The organism is Actinophytocola sp., assembly GCF_050699935.1.
GTDB lineage: Bacteria > Actinomycetota > Actinomycetes > Mycobacteriales > Pseudonocardiaceae > Actinophytocola.
The window spans coordinates 1-18,290 of record NZ_JBOHGB010000143.1 but is presented as its reverse complement, the minus strand read 5'-3'; the positions used below and the strand labels follow the sequence as shown (position 1 = coordinate 18,290).

Annotated in this window: 13 protein-coding genes; 6 read left to right on the top strand and 7 right to left on the bottom strand. The window is 70.0% G+C overall.

All coding sequences use genetic code 11. The annotated features are described in order from the left end of the window. Window positions 1-132: 132 nt before the first annotated feature. Together ACRDTB_RS30950 and ACRDTB_RS30945 are read left to right on the top strand one after the other, a co-directional pair. Window positions 133-1,389, top strand: a complete 1,257-nt coding sequence (locus tag ACRDTB_RS30950) for an esterase/lipase family protein (protein ID WP_431435727.1) — start codon at window positions 133-135, stop codon at window positions 1,387-1,389. 10 nt (window positions 1,390-1,399) lie between these two features. After that, on the top strand, window positions 1,400-2,449 hold the full coding sequence (locus ACRDTB_RS30945) for an alpha/beta fold hydrolase (RefSeq protein ID WP_431435726.1): 1,050 nt from the start codon (window positions 1,400-1,402) through the stop codon (window positions 2,447-2,449). 11 nt (window positions 2,450-2,460) lie between these two features. Here the strand turns inward: ACRDTB_RS30945 and ACRDTB_RS30940 are convergent, their stop codons facing one another. Both ACRDTB_RS30940 and ACRDTB_RS30935 read right to left on the bottom strand, forming a co-directional pair. Continuing rightward, window positions 2,461-5,280, bottom strand: coding sequence for a helix-turn-helix transcriptional regulator (locus ACRDTB_RS30940; RefSeq protein ID WP_431435725.1), 2,820 nt, complete (start codon window positions 5,278-5,280; stop codon window positions 2,461-2,463). A 406-nt stretch (window positions 5,281-5,686) separates the two neighbouring features. After that, complete coding sequence (locus tag ACRDTB_RS30935; protein WP_431435724.1) at window positions 5,687-5,998, bottom strand: hypothetical protein; 312 nt, start codon at window positions 5,996-5,998, stop codon at window positions 5,687-5,689. A 219-nt stretch (window positions 5,999-6,217) separates the two neighbouring features. On the opposite strand from ACRDTB_RS30935, the gene ACRDTB_RS30930 reads away from it, so the two are divergent. Beyond that, window positions 6,218-6,715 (top strand): VOC family protein, encoded by a 498-nt coding sequence (locus tag ACRDTB_RS30930; RefSeq protein ID WP_431435723.1) that lies wholly within the window; start codon window positions 6,218-6,220, stop codon window positions 6,713-6,715. A 257-nt stretch (window positions 6,716-6,972) separates the two neighbouring features. Here the strand turns inward: ACRDTB_RS30930 and ACRDTB_RS30925 are convergent, their stop codons facing one another. Together ACRDTB_RS30925 and ACRDTB_RS30920 are read right to left on the bottom strand one after the other, a co-directional pair. After that, the gene (locus ACRDTB_RS30925; RefSeq protein WP_431435722.1) at window positions 6,973-8,829 is read right to left on the bottom strand and encodes an ABC transporter ATP-binding protein; all 1,857 of its coding nucleotides are present in this window, start codon (window positions 8,827-8,829) and stop codon (window positions 6,973-6,975) included. 73 nt (window positions 8,830-8,902) lie between these two features. Continuing rightward, on the bottom strand, window positions 8,903-10,636 hold the full coding sequence (locus tag ACRDTB_RS30920) for an ABC transporter ATP-binding protein (RefSeq protein ID WP_431435721.1): 1,734 nt from the start codon (window positions 10,634-10,636) through the stop codon (window positions 8,903-8,905). Window positions 10,637-10,733: 97 nt separating this feature from the next. On the opposite strand from ACRDTB_RS30920, the gene ACRDTB_RS30915 reads away from it, so the two are divergent. Then, on the top strand, window positions 10,734-11,324 hold the full coding sequence (locus tag ACRDTB_RS30915) for a TetR/AcrR family transcriptional regulator (protein ID WP_431435720.1): 591 nt from the start codon (window positions 10,734-10,736) through the stop codon (window positions 11,322-11,324). Here the strand turns inward: ACRDTB_RS30915 and ACRDTB_RS30910 are convergent. Then, window positions 11,291-11,449 (bottom strand): hypothetical protein, encoded by a 159-nt coding sequence (locus ACRDTB_RS30910; protein WP_431435719.1) that lies wholly within the window; start codon window positions 11,447-11,449, stop codon window positions 11,291-11,293. The two genes, ACRDTB_RS30915 and ACRDTB_RS30910, sit on opposite strands and share 34 nt — an antisense overlap. Before the next feature lie 231 nt (window positions 11,450-11,680). Here ACRDTB_RS30910 and ACRDTB_RS30905 point away from each other — a divergent pair, with 231 nt between their 5' ends. Together ACRDTB_RS30905 and ACRDTB_RS30900 are read left to right on the top strand one after the other, a co-directional pair. After that, a complete protein-coding gene (locus ACRDTB_RS30905; protein WP_431435718.1) occupies window positions 11,681-12,109 on the top strand; it encodes an alpha/beta hydrolase in 429 nt (142 codons plus the stop codon). After that, window positions 12,103-12,501 (top strand): alpha/beta hydrolase, encoded by a 399-nt coding sequence (locus tag ACRDTB_RS30900; protein ID WP_431435717.1) that lies wholly within the window; start codon window positions 12,103-12,105, stop codon window positions 12,499-12,501. The genes ACRDTB_RS30905 and ACRDTB_RS30900 overlap by 7 nt, the downstream gene beginning before the upstream one ends. Here ACRDTB_RS30900 and ACRDTB_RS30895 read toward each other — a convergent pair. Together ACRDTB_RS30895 and ACRDTB_RS30890 are read right to left on the bottom strand one after the other, a co-directional pair. Next, window positions 12,479-15,628 (bottom strand): ATP-binding protein, encoded by a 3,150-nt coding sequence (locus ACRDTB_RS30895; RefSeq protein WP_431435716.1) that lies wholly within the window; start codon window positions 15,626-15,628, stop codon window positions 12,479-12,481. The two genes, ACRDTB_RS30900 and ACRDTB_RS30895, sit on opposite strands and share 23 nt — an antisense overlap. A gap of 260 nt (window positions 15,629-15,888) precedes the next feature. Next, window positions 15,889-18,021: an acyltransferase family protein gene (locus tag ACRDTB_RS30890; protein ID WP_431435715.1), complete on the bottom strand. Its 2,133-nt coding sequence runs from the start codon at window positions 18,019-18,021 to the stop codon at window positions 15,889-15,891. Window positions 18,022-18,290: the final 269 nt, after the last annotated feature.

Genomic DNA, 18,290 nt, shown 5'->3' with positions numbered 1-18,290 from the left:
AGCACGCGCATCTCAATCACCAGCCAGGGTGCCCCGAAGAGCCGGACGGCCACTCCTCAGGAGCCACCAAGGGCAAGACCCGATCAGCCACACCCGGCCCTCCCGGGCCACCTAACAACTTACGGAGACCCGATGCGCTCACTCCGCTACCTGGCCGCCGCTCTGCTCGTGACGGCCGGCGCGGTCGTCGCCGGCGGCACCGCCGAGGCGGCGGATCCGGCTTACCTGACGAAGGAGGCGACGTTCACCGACGTCGCCAACGGCTGGGCGAGCGTGGACCGCTACCGCGACACGACCCCGGGCTTCACCGACGAGCAGTACCCGCCGGACGGGCGCGGCGACCAGGACGGGCAGCGCAGGACGTTCTTCGGCGGCGAGGCACGGCCGTCCTCGTCGCGGTTCCTGCTCTACTCCGCGCCCGGCTGGGACACCGGCGCGAAGGCCACGCCGGTGCTGCTCGTCCACGGCGCCAACGACAACCCGGACCGCGCGTGGGCGAACCCGGGCGAGTCCGGCGGGTTCGGCTGCGGGTCGGCGACCTGCCCCTCGACCGGGCTCATGCAGTACCTGAACGAACGCGGATACCGGGTGTTCGCGATCGGCTTCGCGCACAAGCAGGGCGACAACCTCCAGCAGGCGCAACAGGTCGGTGACGCGATCACGATAATCAAGTCGCGCCTCGGCGCCGGTTCGGTGGACGTGGTCGGCTGGAGCAAGGGGATGATGTCGGCGCGGATGTACGCCGCGTCGGTGAAGCCGTCGTGGGGTCGGCCGTACGCGGGCGACATCCGCAAGCTGATCCTGCTGGGCGGGCCGAACGGCGGCTACGACTACCCGTTCGCGCACGGCTGGGCGCACGACTACTCGATCTGGCCGGAGTGCGGCGGCGCGGTGAACGCGCCGAGCCCGCACACCCGGATGACCTGCTACGGCAGCCAGACCCACCATCCGGAGCTGTCGATCACGCCGGCCGACGGCCACGACGCCTACCCCGGCCAGCGGCAGATGCTGGCGCGGTGGGACGGCGTGTTCGGCGTGAACACGACGACGCAGGACTGGCACACGACCTACTACGGCGGCAAGGGTTTCTACACCGACGGCCCGGGCATCCAGGCCGCGATCGACGCGGGCTCGCTGATCTCGCGGATCCAGTCGTCGCCCACGCCGGCCGACGTGCCGGTGTACCTGCTGGCCGGCGGCTCACCGTCGATCGTCGGCATCTGGAACGAGACCCGCGGCCCGAGCGACGGTGTCGTGTTCGTCCGGAGTGCCTTGTCCACCACCGGAATCTCGAACGTCGGCGCCACGACCCTGGTCGCCTCCGCGAACCACCTCCAGCTCGGCTGGGCCACCGCGGTCTCCTCGACTGTGGCGGGCTGGCTGTCGTGAAAGGATTTCCATGTCGAACCTGCTAGCCGGGATCACCGCCAGTGCGGTGCCCACCGACCGGCTGACCGTCAACGTCCTGTCCGTACGCGACACCGGCGTGCCCGTGGTCTTCGTGCACGGCAACGTGTCCTCGTCGCTGTTCTGGCAGCCGGCGATGCTCGCGCTGCCCGCGTCGTACCGGCCGCTGGCCGTGGACCTGCGCGGCTTCGGCGACACCGAGCCGCTGCCGGTCGACGCGACGCGCGGCGTGCGCGACTACGCGGACGACGTGGCGGGGGTCCTCGACGCCCTCTCGCTCGGCCCGGTGCACCTGGTGGGCTGGAGCATGGGTGCCGGGGTCGCCCTGCAGCTGCTGCGGGACCGCCCCTCCCTTGTCCGTACCGTGACTTTGGTGGCACCCGTATCGCCATACGGCTTCGGCGGCACGCGCGGTACCGAGGGCGAGCTCATCGACGAGGCGGGCGCGTGCTCCGGTGGAGGTGGGGGGAACGCGGACTTCGTGGCGGCGCTGGCGGCCGGAGACCGGTCGGCGGACACCCCGCTGTCGCCGCGGCAGGTGCTGCGGTCGTTCTACGTGAAGCCGCCGTTCGTCCCGGAGCACGAGGACATCTTCGTGGAGTCGATGCTGTCGACCCGGACCGGCGACGACCACTACCCCGGCGACAGCGTGCCGTCGCCGGGGTGGCCGGGCCTGGCCGCGGGCGGCCGCGGCGTGCTGAACACGATGGCCCCCAACCACTTCCGCTTAGACGACCTCCACGAGATCACCCCGAAACCCCCGATCCGCTGGCTACGCGGCGACGCCGACCAGATAGTGTCGGACGCGTCGATGTTCGACCTCGCGAACCTGGGCGCCCTGGGCGCGCTGCCGGACTGGCCGGGCGCCGAAACCCACCCACCCCAGCCGATGATCGCCCAGACCCGCGCGGTCCTGGACCGCTACGCCGCGGCCGGCGGAACCTACGACGAGATCGTCATCGCGGATGCCGGCCACAGCCCCCACATCGAGAAGCCGGCCGAGTTCTCCGCCGCCCTACGGGAGATCCTCGCCAAGGGCTGAGCACGTGCGAGCTACGTGAGCACGTCGACATGTTCGGCAGCCTCGCGCGCGATGTCGATGCGCGACCGGACCCCGAGCTTGGCCAGGATGTGCGACACGTGCGTGCCGACCGTGCGCGGCGACAGGACGAGCTGCTCGGCGATCTGCGGGTTGGACATCCCGCCTGCGACCATGCCGGCGATCCGCGTCTCGGTTGGCGTCAGGCTGTTCCAGCCCACCCGGACCTGCCGGTGCTTCGCGCGGGGGCCACGCCGGATGCCGTACCGGCGCAGCTGCGCGCGCAGGTGGGCCAGATCCCAGTGCGCGCCGAGCGAGTCGTAGACGTCGTCGGCGAGCGTGAAGGCCGTCCGCGCGGCGCGGCGGTCACCGTGGTCGGCGAACTTCACGGCGGCAGCCTCCAACGCCCGCGCACGCAGCAGCGGCAAGCCGGCGTCGTCGTACCGTTCCGCCGCGCCCTGCAGCAGCGACGGGTCACCGTCGAGCAGGCCCTGGCAGTAGGACGCGGTCGCGAGCCGGTGGGGCACCTGCGACCGGCGAGCCAGCGTCGCTGCCTGCTCGGCGATGTCGACCGCGGAGTCGAGCGAACCGGTGTGCGCGGCCAAGCGGGCGGCCTCTGGAAGCAGGTCCTCCATCTCGTCGAGCTCCTCGGCGTGGCGGTTGACTCCGGCGGTGAGCACCTCGAGCGCCTCCACCAGGTTGTCCGACATCTCGTGGTCGAGACTGCGCGCGAGCGTCAGCGACGCGACGACCCGGTTGCCGATCTTCTCCGCACTGGGCTCGGCCATGCCCAGGTGCTGCCGCGCAGTCGCCGGATCCCCACGGTGGAACGCGATCATCGCGGCGATGCCACGATCGCAGCACGTCACGCTCGGATCCTTGAAGTCGTCGGACAATGTCTCGACCTCGGCCTGCGCGTCGTCCCACCTCCCGACCTCGAACAACAACGTGCCGAGTGCGCTCTGCGCCTGCGCGAGCCGCACGAGGCTGCCGGCGTGGTCGGCCCGCTCCCGTACCTGCTCGGCGGCACGCAGGGCCTCGTCGTACCGGTCCAGATCCCCGAGCGCGACCGCCTGGTTGACCTGCAACAGCAACCCGAGATCAGTGAGCGCCGAGTCATCCCCGACCACGGTCAGCGCCCGCTCGAACAACGGCAGCGCCGCCGAAACGTTGCCCCGCATCATCGACACGATGATCAGTACGTGCAGTGACCAGCCGACCGCCCAACGATCGCCGGTGGCCTCACCGGTGGCGAGCGCTTCCTCGGCGACCTTCCCGGCAGCGATGACCTCACCTAGATCCCGGCGGGCCCGTGCCGTCATCACCAGCAGCCGCGCCCGGTGTCGCGCCGAGATTCCCGGCTGCGCCAAGGCCTGTTCCAGCTCCTCGAACGCCTTGTCGGCCCGCCCGACGAGAGCGCGGCACTGCGCCACGGTTCCGTGAAGGTCAACCAACAGGTCGGAGTCGTTGACCACGGCCATGGCCCGGGTAGCGACCCGCTCCGCCGCCGCGCGATCACCGGTCCGGAACAAGGCATCCGCGAGCCGGCACGCGAGCATCGCGCCGCGCGCGGTGGTCGCCGGACACCGGCGAGTCGCCTGCTTGAGCAAATCGATCGCGGTCCGTGGCGCCTGCGCGATGAGCGTCGGGGCGGCCTCCACCAGCCAATCCAGCAGTGACTCGTCCAGCGGGCCGGCACCGGGCGAGCTGACCGCCCGCAGCAGTTGCCGGGCGACTCGCTGGTCCGGTGCGCCGGCCTCGGCGAGCGCTCTGGCCGCATCCATGTGCCAGGCCGGACGGATGGCTTTCGCGATGTCGTCGTAGAGCGCCGTTCGGATGAGGGGGTGACGGAAGGCGAGCCTCTCACGCGCTTCCTTCAGCACTCCGGCGGCACAGGCCTCGTCGAGAACCGGGACCAGATCGGCGATCCGGCTACCCATGACGATCGCCAGGTCCGACACCAGGAAGTCCACGCCCAGCAACGCCGCGCCCTGTAGCACGGTGCGGATCTCCTTGGGCAGGAAGTCCAGTCGGTGGGCGATCGCGGCGACGAGCGAATCCGGCACTGGGCCGTCCGTCACCTCGACGAGGCCATCCTCGTCGACCGTGAGGCGATGCGACCGGACGAGCGCGTCCATCAGCTCGGTCACGTAGAGGGGGTTGCCCGCGGCATCGTCCGCGAGCCGCAGCAGCCTCGTGCTCGGCTTGCCGTCGGAAATCGAGGTGACCAGGTCGGCGATCGCCCTGCCCGGAAGGCCACCAAGACGGATGACTCCCTGCTCGCCGACTACCCGACGCACGGCGAGCAGCTCATCGCGTTGCGGGATCGGGCGAACAACGCCGATCAGTAGGAGGTCCGTACGCTCGACGGATCGCGCAAGCCACTCCCAGACGCTGATCGTCGCGACATCCGCCCACTGCAGGTCGTCGACCACGAGGATGGTGGGTGCGGCACTGCACAGTTCCGAGATCAGAGTCAGCATCTGCTCGGACGCGGCGACCGGCGGATCGGCGGAGCTCGTGACCTCACCACGGAGCAACCGCAGAATGGTTGCCAGCCGGGGCTCACCGGTGGCTTCCTTGTCCCGCAGGGCATCCAGCAACGGCTGGAGCGGCAGCGCCTGCCCCAGCTCATCGCCCTCGGCCCAGAAGCCCTGGTAGCCGCACTGCTCGGCGAAGCCGATCGCAGCGCGGGCCAGGGAGGACTTGCCGATGCCGGGTTCGCCCTCGATCAGTACGGCTCGCCCGGTTCCGGACCCGAGATCATCTATCCATTCGAGGAGTCGGGCGAGTTCCGAGTCACGGCCTACGAGTGCAGTCGTATCACCCGACATACCTCGACAGTAAGCCGCGACCTCGGCGCGAGCATCGGCCATCCGGGTGCCGTACCACCGATCGTGCATATGCACGCTGTCACCCAGACGCAGAGACACGTCTGTTAGCCATTTGTGACTTAGAGTGCTTGGTCAATTACGTGGTCTTATGTCATAGTTTTGTTGACCCAATATTTTGGGCCACTTCTACACCATCAACGCGAATGGGCATGCCAACCCGCGTCCTTATCTGACCGTATTGCTTTCGGGAGGCCAGAATGAGAATCGCGCGATGGATCACCGCCCTTGCTGCTTCGCTCCTTTTGCTTCTTGCGGCCGTTGGAACCGCCTCTGCCGCCCAGCCGGATATGACCTACAACAGCGTTCCGGAGATGACATACAACTGATCTGCGGAATTGAGTCATCTCTAGCGGCTACATCCGCTTTGGCTCAGAACTTTGTCCAGTGCGAGCGTCCGTGGCCGTAGGTTTACACGGTCGTCGATGGCCCCACCATCGCGATCCGTGTCGCCTGCGGCCCGGTACGCCGCCCGGTTCTGCAGGGCGTGCCCGAGGTCCACGAGCCGGCCACCGAGGTTGTACTCGTCACCCGCGGCCACCTGCTCACGCCTGCCGGCGTCCGCATCGAGCAGGCGGAGCACGAATCTGGCAATCTGGTTGTTCACGCTGGCCAGCTCGGCGACGAGTACCAACTCGTCGTGCCAGTCCGAAGCGGTCACCACTTCACCCCACGACCTATGTCGTCTCTGGTTGCGATCTCCAATGTTGGACTCAGCAAGCCTCGTTCCATCACCCGTGTGAGACATCGGTCAGTTGACCGATGTCGTAGGCATGTGTGTCCTGGCGCGTTCAGCAGGGCCGGCGGGGCTTCGGAGTCCTATCCTGGTCACTGACGGTCGCCAGCACGGCCGTGTTGACCAGGGAGAACGGAGTTCGCTGTGACCGCACACGACGTTGCCGCGCTCGCCGAGGCGCGGGACCGGCTCCGGGCGGCGCACCTGCGCCCCAGGAGCGGGCGGCCCGCCTCGAGCGGCCGGGGCCTGCACCACACCGCGCTCATCAGCAGCGATGTCGAGCGCACCATTCGCTTCTACCAGGATCTGCTCGAGTTCCCGCTCACCGAACTCATCGAGAACCGCGACTACCCCGGCTCGTCACACTTCTTCTTCGACATCGGGAACGGCAATCTGCTCGCTTTCTTCGACTTCCCCGGTCTCGATGTCGGGAGGTACGCCGAGGTGCTCGGCGGACTGCACCACGTCGCCATCTCGGTCGAGCCCGAGCGCTGGCGGAAATTGAAGGACAAGCTCCAGACGGCGGGCGTTCCCCACGAGGTGCACAGCGAGGTCTCGGTGTATTTCCAGGATCCGGACGGCGCGCGCATCGAATTGATTGCGGACCCGCTCGGGGAGATGTACGGCAACATAGTCCACTGACGAGAAATCCTCCCGTCAAGCGTCGAGCTCGACGAGAAATTTCCCGCTCGCTATAGAAACGATCTATCAGGCCGGTGACTCTTCGTAACCGGAGCGCCTTGCCAACCGCCATCCGGCGGCCAATAGGCGACCAGAGAAGTAAAGCACGCGCGTCAAGTGCACCGGAAGATGCACATGCAATTCGTCCGTCCATAGAGGACTAGCGTGGAAGGACGCCTTGCTGACGCTGAACGTCAGCAAGGCGTCCTTCCTGGCGGTCAGGCCGTCGCGGTGAACTGGGCCGAGTAGAGGCGGTGGTAGGCGCCGCGCGCGGCCAGCAGCTCGTCGTGGGTGCCCTGTTCCACGATGCGGCCCGACTCCATCACCAGGATCAGGTCCGCGTCGCGGATCGTCGAGAGGCGGTGGGCGATCACGAAGCTCGTGCGGGACGAGCGCAGGGCCGCCATCGCGTGCTGTACCAACGACTCCGTGCGCGTGTCCACCGAGCTCGTCGCCTCGTCGAGGATCAGCAGCGACGGGCGCGCCAGGAACGCGCGCGCGATCGTCAGCAGCTGCTTCTCACCGGCCGAGACGTTGGTGCCGTCCTCGTCGATCACCGTGTCGTAGCCGTCCGGCAGCGTGCGCACGAAGTGGTCCACGTGCGTCGCGCGGGCCGCCTCGACGATCTCCTCCTCGGTGGCCTCCGGCCGGCCGTACGCGATGTTGTCCCGGATCGTGCCGCCGAACAGCCACGTGTCCTGCAGCACCATGCCGGTCTGCGAGCGCAGGTCCTCGCGGCGAAGCGCGGTGATGTCCACGCCGTCGAGCGTGATCCGGCCGGCGTCGAGCTCGTAGAACCGCATGATCAGGTTGACCAGCGTGGTCTTCCCCGCCCCGGTCGGGCCGACGATCGCGACCGTCTGCCCCGGCTCGGCGACGAGCGACAGGTCCTCGATCAGCGGCTGCTCCGGGCGGTAGGAGAACGACACGTGCTCGAACTCCACGCGCCCACGCCGCTGCGCCGGCAGCGATTCCTCAGCCGGGTCGGGCTCCTGCTCCTCGGCGTCCAGCAGCTCGAACACCCGCTCCGCCGAGGCGACCCCGGACTGCATGAGGTTCGCCATCGACGCGACCTGGGTCAGCGGCTGGGTGAACTGCCGCGAGTACTGGATGAACGCCTGCACCTCGCCGAGCGTCATCGTGCCCGACGTGATCCGCAGGCCGCCGACCACCGCCACCACGACGTAGCTGAGGTTCGACAGGAACATCATCGACGGCATGATCAGACCGGAGATGAACTGCGCGCCCCGGGCCGCCTCGTACAGCTCGTGGTTGCGCCGGGTGAACTCCGCCTCGGACTCCTTCTGCCGGCCGAACACCTTCACCAGCTGGTGCCCGGTGAACGCCTCCTCGATGTGCGCGTTCAGGGCCCCGGTGTTCTTCCACTGCGCGATGAACTTCTTCTGCGCCCGCTTGCCGATCTGCGCCGTGACGAACACCGACAGCGGGATCACCGCCAGCGCGATCAGCGACAGCAGCGGCGAGATCGTCACCATCATCACGAGCACGCCGACGACGGTCAGCAGCGAGGTGAGCAGCTGACTCAGCGTCTGCTGCAGGGTCGTGGAGATGTTGTCGATGTCGTTGGTGACACGGGAGAGCAGCTCGCCACGGGGCTGGCCGTCGAAGTAGCGCAACGGAAGCCGGTGCAGCTTGTGCTCGACGTCCTCCCGCAACCGGAACACCACCCGCTGCACCACGCGGTTGAGCAGCAGGCCCTGGATCCAGCCGAACACCGACGAGGCCAGGTACAGCGCCAGCACCCAGCTGAGCACCCCGGCGAGCGCGGCGAAGTCGACGCCCGCGCCCGGGATGTCGCGCATGTGCGCCAGGGCGCCGTCGAAGATGATGTCCGTGGCGTCCCCGAGGATCTTCGGCCCCGCCACCGCGAACGCGACGCTCACGACGGCCAGCACGACCACGGCCCCGAACCTGAACCGCTCCGGATGCAGCCGCCGCGCCAGCCGCTTGGCCGACGGGCCGAAGGTCTGCGCCTTCTCCACCGGGCCCGTCATGCCGGGGAAGCCCCGACCGCCCATCATCGGACGGGGTCGCGCCTGGGTCGGGGTGCTCATGACGCCTCCTCGCAGGCTCCGAGACGCCGCTCGCGGTCGCCCTGTGTCTGATGGTTCGCTCCGCAGGCTCCGCTCACGACACCTGCTCCGGGGTCAGCTGGGACTCGACGATCTCGACATAGGTCGGGCAGGTGTCCATCAGCTCGCGATGGGTACCGAGGCCGACGACGGATCCGTTGTCCAGCACCACGATCTGCTCGGCGTCGAGGATCGTGGACACGCGCTGGGCGACCACGATGACCGCCGCGCGCCGGGTGTGCGGGCGCAGCGCGGCCCGCAGCTCCGCGTCCGTCGATAGGTCGAGCGCGGAGAAGGAGTCGTCGAACAGGTAGACCTCCGGCTCGCGCACCAGCGCCCGCGCGATCGACAGCCGCTGCCGCTGGCCGCCCGACACGTTGGTGCCGCCCTGCGCGATCGGCGCCTCCAGCCCACCGGGCATGTCCGCCACGAATTCGCGGGCCTGCGCGATCTCCAGCGCCTGCCACAGCTCCTCGTCGGTGGCGTCCGGGTTGCCGTAGCGCAGATTGCTCGCCACGGTGCCGGTGAACAGGTACGCGCCTTGGGGCACCAGCCCGATGCGCGTGCACAGGACGTCCGGGTCGAGCACGCGCACGTCCACGCCGTCGACGAGCACCTCTCCCCCGGTGGCGTCGATCAGCCGCGGGATGAGCGAGAGCAGCGTGGACTTGCCCGATCCGGTGCTGCCGACGATCGCCGTCGTCTTTCCCGCCTCCGCGCGGAAGGACACGTCCCGCAGTACCGGCTCCGCCGCGCCGGGATACCGGAACTCGACGCCGCGCAGCTCCACGTCCGCGTGCCGGGTCAGCTCCCGGACCGGCGCGACCGGCGGGACTACCGACGGCTCGGTGTCGAGCACCTCGTTGATCCGCTCGGCGCACACCGCGGCACGCGGGATCATCATCGAGATGAACGTCGCCATCATCACCGACATCAGGATCAGCACCAGGTAGTTGAGAAACGCGGTCAGCGCGCCGATCTGCATCTCCCCGGCGTCGACCCGGTGCGCGCCGAACCACAGCACCGCCACGCTGGACGCGTTCAGGATCAGCATCACGGTCGGGAAGATCAGCGCCTGCAGCCGGCCCACGCGCAGCGCGGTGTCGGTGAGCGCGGTGTTGGCGTCGGCGAAGCGGCGGGCCTCGGCCGGCTCGCGGACGAACGCGCGAACCACCCGGATGCCGGTCAGCTGCTCGCGCAGCACCCGGTTGACCTGGTCGATCCGGTCCTGCATCAGGCGGAACTGCGGCACCATCCGGACGACGATCAGCCCGATGCAGATGACCAGCACGGGCACGCAGACCAGCAGTAGCCAGGACAGCCCGACGTCCTCGCGCAGCGCCATGATCACGCCGGCGACGCACATGATCGGCGCCGTGATGAACATCGTGCAGATCATGGCCACCAGCAGCTGCACCTGCTGGACGTCGTTGGTGGTACGAGTGATCAGCGAGGGCGGCCCGAACCCCGCGACCTCGCGCGCGGAGAACCCGCCGACCCGGTGGAAGATCGCGGACCGGACATCGCGGCCGAAGGCCATCGCGGTGCGGGCGCCGAAGTACACGGCCCCGACCGAGCACACGATCTGCAGCATCGTGACGGTCAGCATCCAGCCCCCGGTCGACACGATGTAGTCGGTGTCGCCGCGGGCGATGCCGAAGTCGATGATGTCGGCGTTGAGGCTGGGCAGGTACAGCGTGGCGATGGTGCCGATGAGCTGCAGCACGACCACCGCCGTCAGCTCACCGCGGTAGGCCCGCAGGTAAGTGCGTAATAGGCGCGTGAGCACCGGTCCCCCTACTAGAAGAAACGGATCGTATCTAACATGTGTCAAACTAGACCAGGTCGATAAGAAACTCAACGTATCTTAAAGGTAAAGGGATGCTGTGACCGAGACAAAGTCCCGCCGGCGGGGCGCGGAGCTGGAAACGGCCATCCTCGAAGCCGCCTGGGCCGAGCTGAACGAAGTCGGCTACGCCGCCCTCACCATCGAAGGTGTAGCCGCCCGAGCCGGGACGAGCAAGCCGGTTATCTACCGCCGCTGGCCGAGCCGTGCGACGCTGGTGCTCGCCGCGTGGGGCCGCCAGCGACCGATGCCGACGGCGACGATCGACAACGGCGACCTCCGGTCCGACCTGGTCGAGCTGTTCAACATGATCGCCCGCCGGGTGGCGGGCATGATGAGCGAGATGATCGCCGGCGTGATGGGCGAGACGTTCCGGCACCCGGAGGTCGCCGCGCTGCTGCGCGACCGGCTCAAGACCGCACCTCTAGGAAACGCGATCGCCGAGATCATGCGGCGGGCGGCCGAGCGGGGCGAGCTCGAACCGGTCGAGGTGCCGATCCGGGCCGCCCACGTCCCGCTGGACCTGATCCGCAGCGAGACGATGCTCTGCCAGGGCCCGGTCAGCGAGGAGACGGTCGAGGAGATCGTCGACGACGTCTACCTGCCCCTCCTGCGCGGCCTCGCCCGCTGACCCGCGCCCAGCGCGCGCTCGAAGTACGTGACGAGGTCGCGGCCGTACCCGTCGAGGTCGAGGCCCGGGTAGGCGAGCACGTAGGTCGGCATGGCCTCCAGCGTCGCCCTGATCATCATCGCCATCGAGCGGACGGTGAACTCGCCGACCTCGCCCGCCTCCTGCCCGCGCGAAGGAACTGCGCCAGGGCGGCCTCCCGCATAGCCGCGTCGTGCGGCATCCGGGGCCGGCCCCGCTCGACGAACGCGCCGACATGGGCACGCAGCGGTTAGTAGTCTGCTCCTGTCGACCTCGGGGGAGGCAATGATGACGGATCTCGGCGGTTTCCCCTGCGCCGGGGTGGCGCGAGCCTGCGGATGCTGCGCCTGTCCACACTGCTCGCCGGCCGCGCCTGGTGGTCGCCGAAGGGCGCGCGGGCGGTCCGCTACGGTGCCGCACGGGGCCGCCTGGTGTCCACTTCGGACTCCGGCGACGGCGTGCTGCTGTGGGTCCACGGTGGCGCGTTCGTGAGCGGGTCGCCCCGGGTGGACCAGTGGCTGGCCGCGAAGTACGGCGCCCTGGCCGGGATCCCGGCCTTCGTGCCGAGGTACCGGCTCGCCCCCGAGCACCCGTTCCCGGCGGCCGCCGACGACGTGCTCGGAGCGTATGACGCCTTGCTGGCACGGGGTTTCGCCGCCGAGACCATCCGCGTCGCGGGCATCTCGTCCGGCGGTGCGCTCGTGGCCGGGCTCCTCGGCGATCTCGTGCGGGAGGGGCTGCCGATGCCGGGCGCGCCGCGATGCTGATCTCGCCCGTGCTGGACCTGACCACGGCGACGGTCCGCCGCACCGACGCGGCGCGACCCGACCCGTTCCTCGCGCCCGACTTCATCGAGCGGACCAACCTCACCTACGCCGGCGACACGCCGCTCATCCACCCGCGGCTGGACCTGCTCGGCGCCGACCCGGGCCGGTGGCCGCCGGTCCTGGTGCAGACCGGTGGCCTCGAGTGCCTCACCGGTGACGCCGAGCTGCTCCGGTCGGCGGTGTCCGAGGCCGGCGGGCGCTGCGAGGTCCAGATCTGGCCGGGTCGGCTGCACGGCTTCCCGGCCTTCGACATCCCCGAGGGCCGGGCCGCGCGCGAGTACGGCGGCCGGTTCCTCGCCGCTCCGCCGGTCACCAGGCCCGGTGCGGCTTGAACTGGGTGATCGTGCGGGACAGTGACTCCCGTGCCGTGGTCATCCACTGCGTCACGTTCGCGCGCTCGGCGATCTCGCGTGCCTTGCGGTAGTGCCCGTTCGCCGTCTGGACCTGACCGAGGCGGACGGCCAGGTCGCCGAGCAGCTGGGCGACCGGCAGCAGGACCGCGTAGCCGCCGGTGTCGCCGCCGGCCACCTCGTCGTCCAGCGGGCGCAGGGCGTTGTACGCCTCGATGATCCGCTCGTAGTCGCCCAGCGCGAGCCCGACCAGGCCGCGCAGCGCCATGACGATCTTGAACCGCATGTCCCGCGGGATCTCGTGGCGCGGCGTGGCGACCTCGCGGGCGTCCTCCAGCCGGCCGGCCGCGTGGAGGGTGAGCGCATAAGCCTCGGCCGCCTGCGCGGGCGAGCGGTGAAACGCCTGCTCGCAGAGCGCGACGTGGTCGGCGAGCTTGCCCGTCCACAGCGCGAGCGCCAGCGTCGTGACCGGGAAGTAGCTCTGCTCGACGTCGGCAAGGCCGGCATGGCTGGTCAGCTCCCCCGCGTGCTGGTACGCGAGCTCGGCCTCGGCGAACCGGCCATCGACCGTGTGCCGCACCCCGCGGTACCAGGCGGCGGTCGCCGCGGCGGCCGGCAGGTCGTAGGTCGTCGCCAGCCGCTCCAGCTCGGCGGCGTGCCGGTCGGCGTCCGTGAAGTACCCGCGGCCGCACGCGCAGCGGACCAGGGCCTGCCGGCCGGCCGCCTCGACGGCGATGAGCCCGTGGCACTGGCCGAGCGCGAGCAGCTCGGTCCCGATCCGCTCGCGCTCGGCCAGCGTGGATGTCCAGTAGCTGCGCCGGAAGCGGGCGTTGAGCGCGGTCGCGAGCAGGGCCGGGTCGCCCAGCCGGCGGGCGAGCACGACCGCGTCCATCGACGCCGGGTCGCCGCGCGGGTCGTCGGCCTGCTCCAGCTCGATAGCCAGGCTCGCCAGCAGCTGGCAGCGCAGCTCCCGGAGGTCGGCTGGGAGCTTGTAGAGGGTCCGGTCGATCAGGTCGACGAGCTTGTCGGGCATGCGGCCGGACGGGTGCTGCGGGTACAGGTCGTGCGAGTCGTAGGCGACGATGACGCGTGCGGTCAGCTCGGGGTCGCCGATGCCGACCACCTCTGCCAGCGTGTCGTCGCGCAGCGCGCGGGCCGAGGCGCGCTCGCCGGCGATGGACAGCGTCCGGATGGTGCCGATCACGAGCTCGAGCCGGTCGCGCACGGTGCCGCCGGGCGCGTGCGCGTAGGACAGCACCGCCTGCTGCCAGAGGCCGGCCGCCTCCCGGTGCGCGTAGCGCCGTTCGGCCTGCTCAGCCGCGAGTCGCAGGTACCACGCCGCCTTGGCCGCCGCGTCCGGCGCCTGCGCGGCGTCGAAGTGGTGCGCGAGCGCGACCGTGTCGCCCGGCCGCAGCTGCTCGAGCGCGGCGCCGACCCGCGCGTGCAGGCCGGTGCGACGCAGCCGGGAGATGTCGTTGTACAGCGTGTCCCGCACGAGCGCGTGCGCGAACCGCAGCGACCGGGTGGCGGTGTGCGGCTCGTCGAGGATGCCCGCCCGCAGCGCGGCGTCCAGGCACTCGATCAGCGCGTCCTCGCCCATCCCGGTCATCGCCGAGAGCACGTCGAGGGTGAAGTCCCGACCAATCACGGCGGCGTGGTGGAGCACCGACTGCGCGGTCGCCGGCAGCCGCGCGACCCGGCGCCGGACGATGTGCCGCACACTCGGCGGCACCTCGCCGACCGCCGCGTGCTCGCCGTCGGTCTCCAGCAGCCGGGCGATCTCGCGGACGAAGAACGGGTTCCCCTCGGTGCGCCGCGCGATCGCGGCGACCGTGTGGTCGGTCAGGACCCGGGTGCACAGCTCGTCGATCAGCTCGGCCACCGCGCCGGTGTCCAGGCCGGTGAGCATGACGTGCTCAGGCCCGTAGCGGGCGAGCGTCGCGAGCGTCTCCGCGAGCTGCTCCCCCACCTCGGTCGGGCGGTAGGTGACGAGCATCAGCACCGGCTCACCGAGCAGGTCGTCGACCAGGTGGGCGAGCAGGGCGAGCACCTCGCCATCCGCGTGGTGCAGGTCGTCGAGAACCACGAGCAGCGGGCTGCTGCGCGCCACGGCGCCGAGGTAGCGGCCGACCGCCGTGCGCAACCGATAGCGCGCGGCCGGCACGTCGCCGGCGGCGCGCAGCGTGACGTGATCGTTGAGCAGCGGCGCGAGCTCCGTGGCGTGGTCCCGCGGCGGGAACCGGTCGACGAGGCCCTGCAGGACCTCCGTCCACGGCTGGCCCGCCGGGCTGCCCTCCCGCTCCGGGCAGTTGCCCCACGCGACCGTCCAGCCGTCGTCGGCGAGCCGCCGGGCGATTGCGGCAGCAAGGGCGGACTTCCCGATTCCCGGCTCGCCGGACAACAGCGCGATCGTGAACCGGCCGGACTTCGCGACGGCAGCCGCGCGGCGCAACCGGGCCAATTCCTGGTCGCGGCCGAACAAACTCGGGTCGGCGACTTCGCGCACCGCCGGGATTTCCCCGTCTCGCGGGTGGTCGGGCAGGTGCAACCAGGCAGTCGTGGTGGTTTCCTTGACCTCGACCGTCACCGATCGGTAGGTGGCCGGATCGCAGACCCTGCTGTGCCGCACGACCTCCTCGAAGAACCACGACGACGTGATCACCGCGAGCACCCCGGAGGATTCCGTGAGCATCGTCTTCAACGGCGCGGAGTCGAGCAGCCGGAAGGCCAGATTGAGGGCGACGGAGGTGACGCCGTGCTCGTCATAGTTGATCTCCCCGGCGTGCAGCGCCATTCTCAGTCGCACCTGTTCGGCCGCGCGGCGACGGCGGTTGTGCCGGTCCAGCGCCGCCGCCAGCGCACCCGGCAGGACCTCGACGAACGGGCCTTTGGGCATCTCCGCGGGGGCGAGCACGAGCACCCCGTCGCCGCGGTCCTCGCGCTCGCAGTCGGGCCAGGAAATGCCGGCGACCCGGAATGCCTGTTGCAGCGCGCGATAGAGGCCGGTACGCACCGCGACCTGATCCACGTTGTTCCGCCGGTGATCACCGAATCCCACCACGTCGACCACGAGGATGGTTCGGTGCACCGCCGCCCGAGGACGTGTCATAAAACCTCGCGAACTTGCGAAATGGACAGCCGAATATGTCACTGCAATCAGCAAGGAAACCCGCGCTGCCACCCCCAGATGAGACACGCCACTAATTCTTGCTAACCCATGTGTGTAACTGGCTGGCTACGATACGGACAGCGCGACCGGTTCGCCAGTGTTGACCGGTTGACAACCGACGAAAGTATTTCCGTCCCGCCGGCGACAATCGCATTCAACGGCATTCGAAGGAACTCAACAGTGCTCAACGGCATCGGCGTTCAGCGGAAGCGCAGGGACCTCTCGATCATCGGCTTGAGTGACCGGCTGAACTCGCGGTTCAGGTGGTTGGCGTCGTAGTACACGGCGACGTTGCCGACCACCGCGTAGCAGTGGCGCCGGTCGCAGAAGTAGTCGGTCAGGTCGACCAGCGACACGCCCCGCACGCGGGTCGTGCGGGTGGCCTCGACGAGTGGGTCCGGCGGCTGGGCGACCTTGCGGTCCACCGCACACGCATTCGGGTCGGTCGGGTTGATCACCACGCAGTCGGCGTCGCGGACCGCGCCGTTCAGCGGCGGGTCGGCGAGCACCACCACACGGGCGCCGAGGCCGGTCCACAGCCGCCAGTACGGTTCGAGGCCGTCGCGGTACTGCTCGGCCTGCGACCGCCCGCTGCCGTCGTCGGCGATCTCCTTGCGCGCGTAGAACGTCATCACCACGGCCGCCGGCCGGTCCGCGGCGATCACCTTGGCCATCCTCGGAGTCCAGTCCATGCACGCCTGAGCGCCCGCCTTGTCCGCGCCGGGCACGGCGTAGCCGCCGAACTCGATATCGGCGAACGGGCAGCCGCCGAGGTAGGCGAGCTTGAGTATCCACTTGCGCTCGCGGGCCAGGTCGAACAGCGGGCTCTGCCACTGCTGGGCGTGCGAGTCGCCGATGAGCCACACGGTCCGCGGGTCGGGCTCGCCCTCGCTGAAGTCGCAGACGACCGTGGTCCTCTTGTCGCCGACCATGTTGTCCCCGGTCGATCCGCAGCCGTCCACGAGCCGGTAGTACTCGTTGACCGGCCCCATCTCCACGACCTTCGCCGGGCCGAACCGGGACGCGCAGCCGTGCGCGGGGACCATCGCCGGGGCGCCGTGGCAGGGCGGCGGGCGCTTGGCCACCTCGGCCACCTGCCGTTCGGCCTCCCGCTCGGCCTGCTCGACGTGCCGGTCGTAGGTCCAGGTCAGCCCGTACGCCACGGACGCGAGCACCACGAGCCCGCCGACCATGCCGGTGAACGTGAGCCTCGTGCTGCGCGCGAGCGGCTTCCAGGTCCGGAACAGGTCCTCCACGAGGTACGTCGACACGATCGACAGCAGGAGCGCGGCGCCGAGGACGGCGAGCTCGTACGGCAGCGTCATCCGCCCCGCCGGCAGCAGGTCGCCGAGCGCGAACGGCGCCAGCAGGATCAGCGGCCAGTGCCACAGGTACAGCGAGTAGCTGACGTCGCCCACGAGCTGCACCGGGCGGGACGCGGTCACCACCGTGTGCCACTGCGTCTCACCTCGGTGACCGGCCATGATGACCAGCGCCGTGCCCACGGTCGGCACCAACGCGAGGTAGCCGGGGAACGGGGTCTCGTGGGTGTAGGCGAACGCCGACCCGACGATCATGGCCAGGCCGGCGAAGGCCACGAACCCGGCGGCGACCCGAGGCAGCGCGAGGCGGGCACCGGCCAGGGCGATGACCGCGCCGAGGGCGAACTCCCATATGCGGACCGGGGTGACGAAGTACGCCTCGTTGGGCGACTGCTCGGTGAGGTAGACGCTGTACGCGAGCGAGCCGGCGCCGACGAGCACCATGCCGGTGAGCTGGGCCGGCCGGTGGTGGATCTTGTACAGCCCGAACAGGAGCACCGGCCAGAACAGGTAGAACTGCTCCTCGACCGACAGCGACCAGTAGTGCTGCACGATGCTCGCGGCCGCGTCCGCCGCGGAGTAGTCGACCGAGTTGACCGCCAGCAGCCAGTTCTCCCAGTACGTCGCGCTCGCGAAGGACTCCTGCGCGGTATCCGCCCAGCGCGGGTAGGGCAGCAGGAAGTAGGCCGCGACGAGGCAGGCGCCGAGCACGAGGAACGCGGCGGGCAGCAGCCGGCGCGCGCGGCGCGCGTAGAAGCGGCCGAGCCGCAGCCGTCCGGTGGTGTTGATCTCGCGGGTGAGGTGGGAGCTGATCAGGAACCCGGAGATGACGAAGAAGACGTCGACGCCGATGTAGCCGCCGGGGAGCCAGCCGGGCCAGAGGTGGTTGACCACCACGGCGAGGACGGCGATGGCCCGCAGCGCCTGGACGTCGGTACGAAACCCGCGCGAGGCACGCTCGGTACCCGAGGTGGCCGCCGGTTCGCGGCGCTGCTCAGTGACCGTTTCCACGCTTCGCCTGCCCCCACAGGATTTCGCCCCGAACCGGATTCGCCTCCCGGCGGAGGGTACCTGACCGATCCGGCGGCTCGGCCGACCCGGCACACTCGGGGCGTGCGGCTGCCCGACCTTCCCGTCCGCGCCGTGCTGGACGACGTCACCGAGGCGCTCGCCCGGCACGGCGCCGCCGTGCTCGTCGCGCCGCCCGGGACCGGCAAGACCACGGTCGTGCCGCTGGCGCTGCTCGACGCGACCACCGGCCGCGTCGTGGTGGCCGAGCC

Bases quoted from the DNA above. Each gene is read 5' to 3' on its own strand.
- ACRDTB_RS30945 (WP_431435726.1), top strand. From the start codon at position 1,400: ATGTCGAACCTGCTAGCCGGGATCACCGCCAGTGCGGTGCCCACCGAC.
- ACRDTB_RS30910 (WP_431435719.1), bottom strand. From the start codon at position 11,449: ATGGCGATGATGATCAGGGCGACGCTGGAGGCCATGCCGACCTACGTG.
- ACRDTB_RS30950 (WP_431435727.1), top strand. From the start codon at position 133: ATGCGCTCACTCCGCTACCTGGCCGCCGCTCTGCTCGTGACGGCCGGC.
- ACRDTB_RS30895 (WP_431435716.1), bottom strand. From the start codon at position 15,628: ATGACACGTCCTCGGGCGGCGGTGCACCGAACCATCCTCGTGGTCGAC.
- ACRDTB_RS30900 (WP_431435717.1), top strand. From the start codon at position 12,103: ATGCTGATCTCGCCCGTGCTGGACCTGACCACGGCGACGGTCCGCCGC.
- ACRDTB_RS30905 (WP_431435718.1), top strand. From the start codon at position 11,681: ATGCTGCGCCTGTCCACACTGCTCGCCGGCCGCGCCTGGTGGTCGCCG.
- ACRDTB_RS30925 (WP_431435722.1), bottom strand. From the start codon at position 8,829: ATGAGCACCCCGACCCAGGCGCGACCCCGTCCGATGATGGGCGGTCGG.
- ACRDTB_RS30940 (WP_431435725.1), bottom strand. From the start codon at position 5,280: ATGTCGGGTGATACGACTGCACTCGTAGGCCGTGACTCGGAACTCGCC.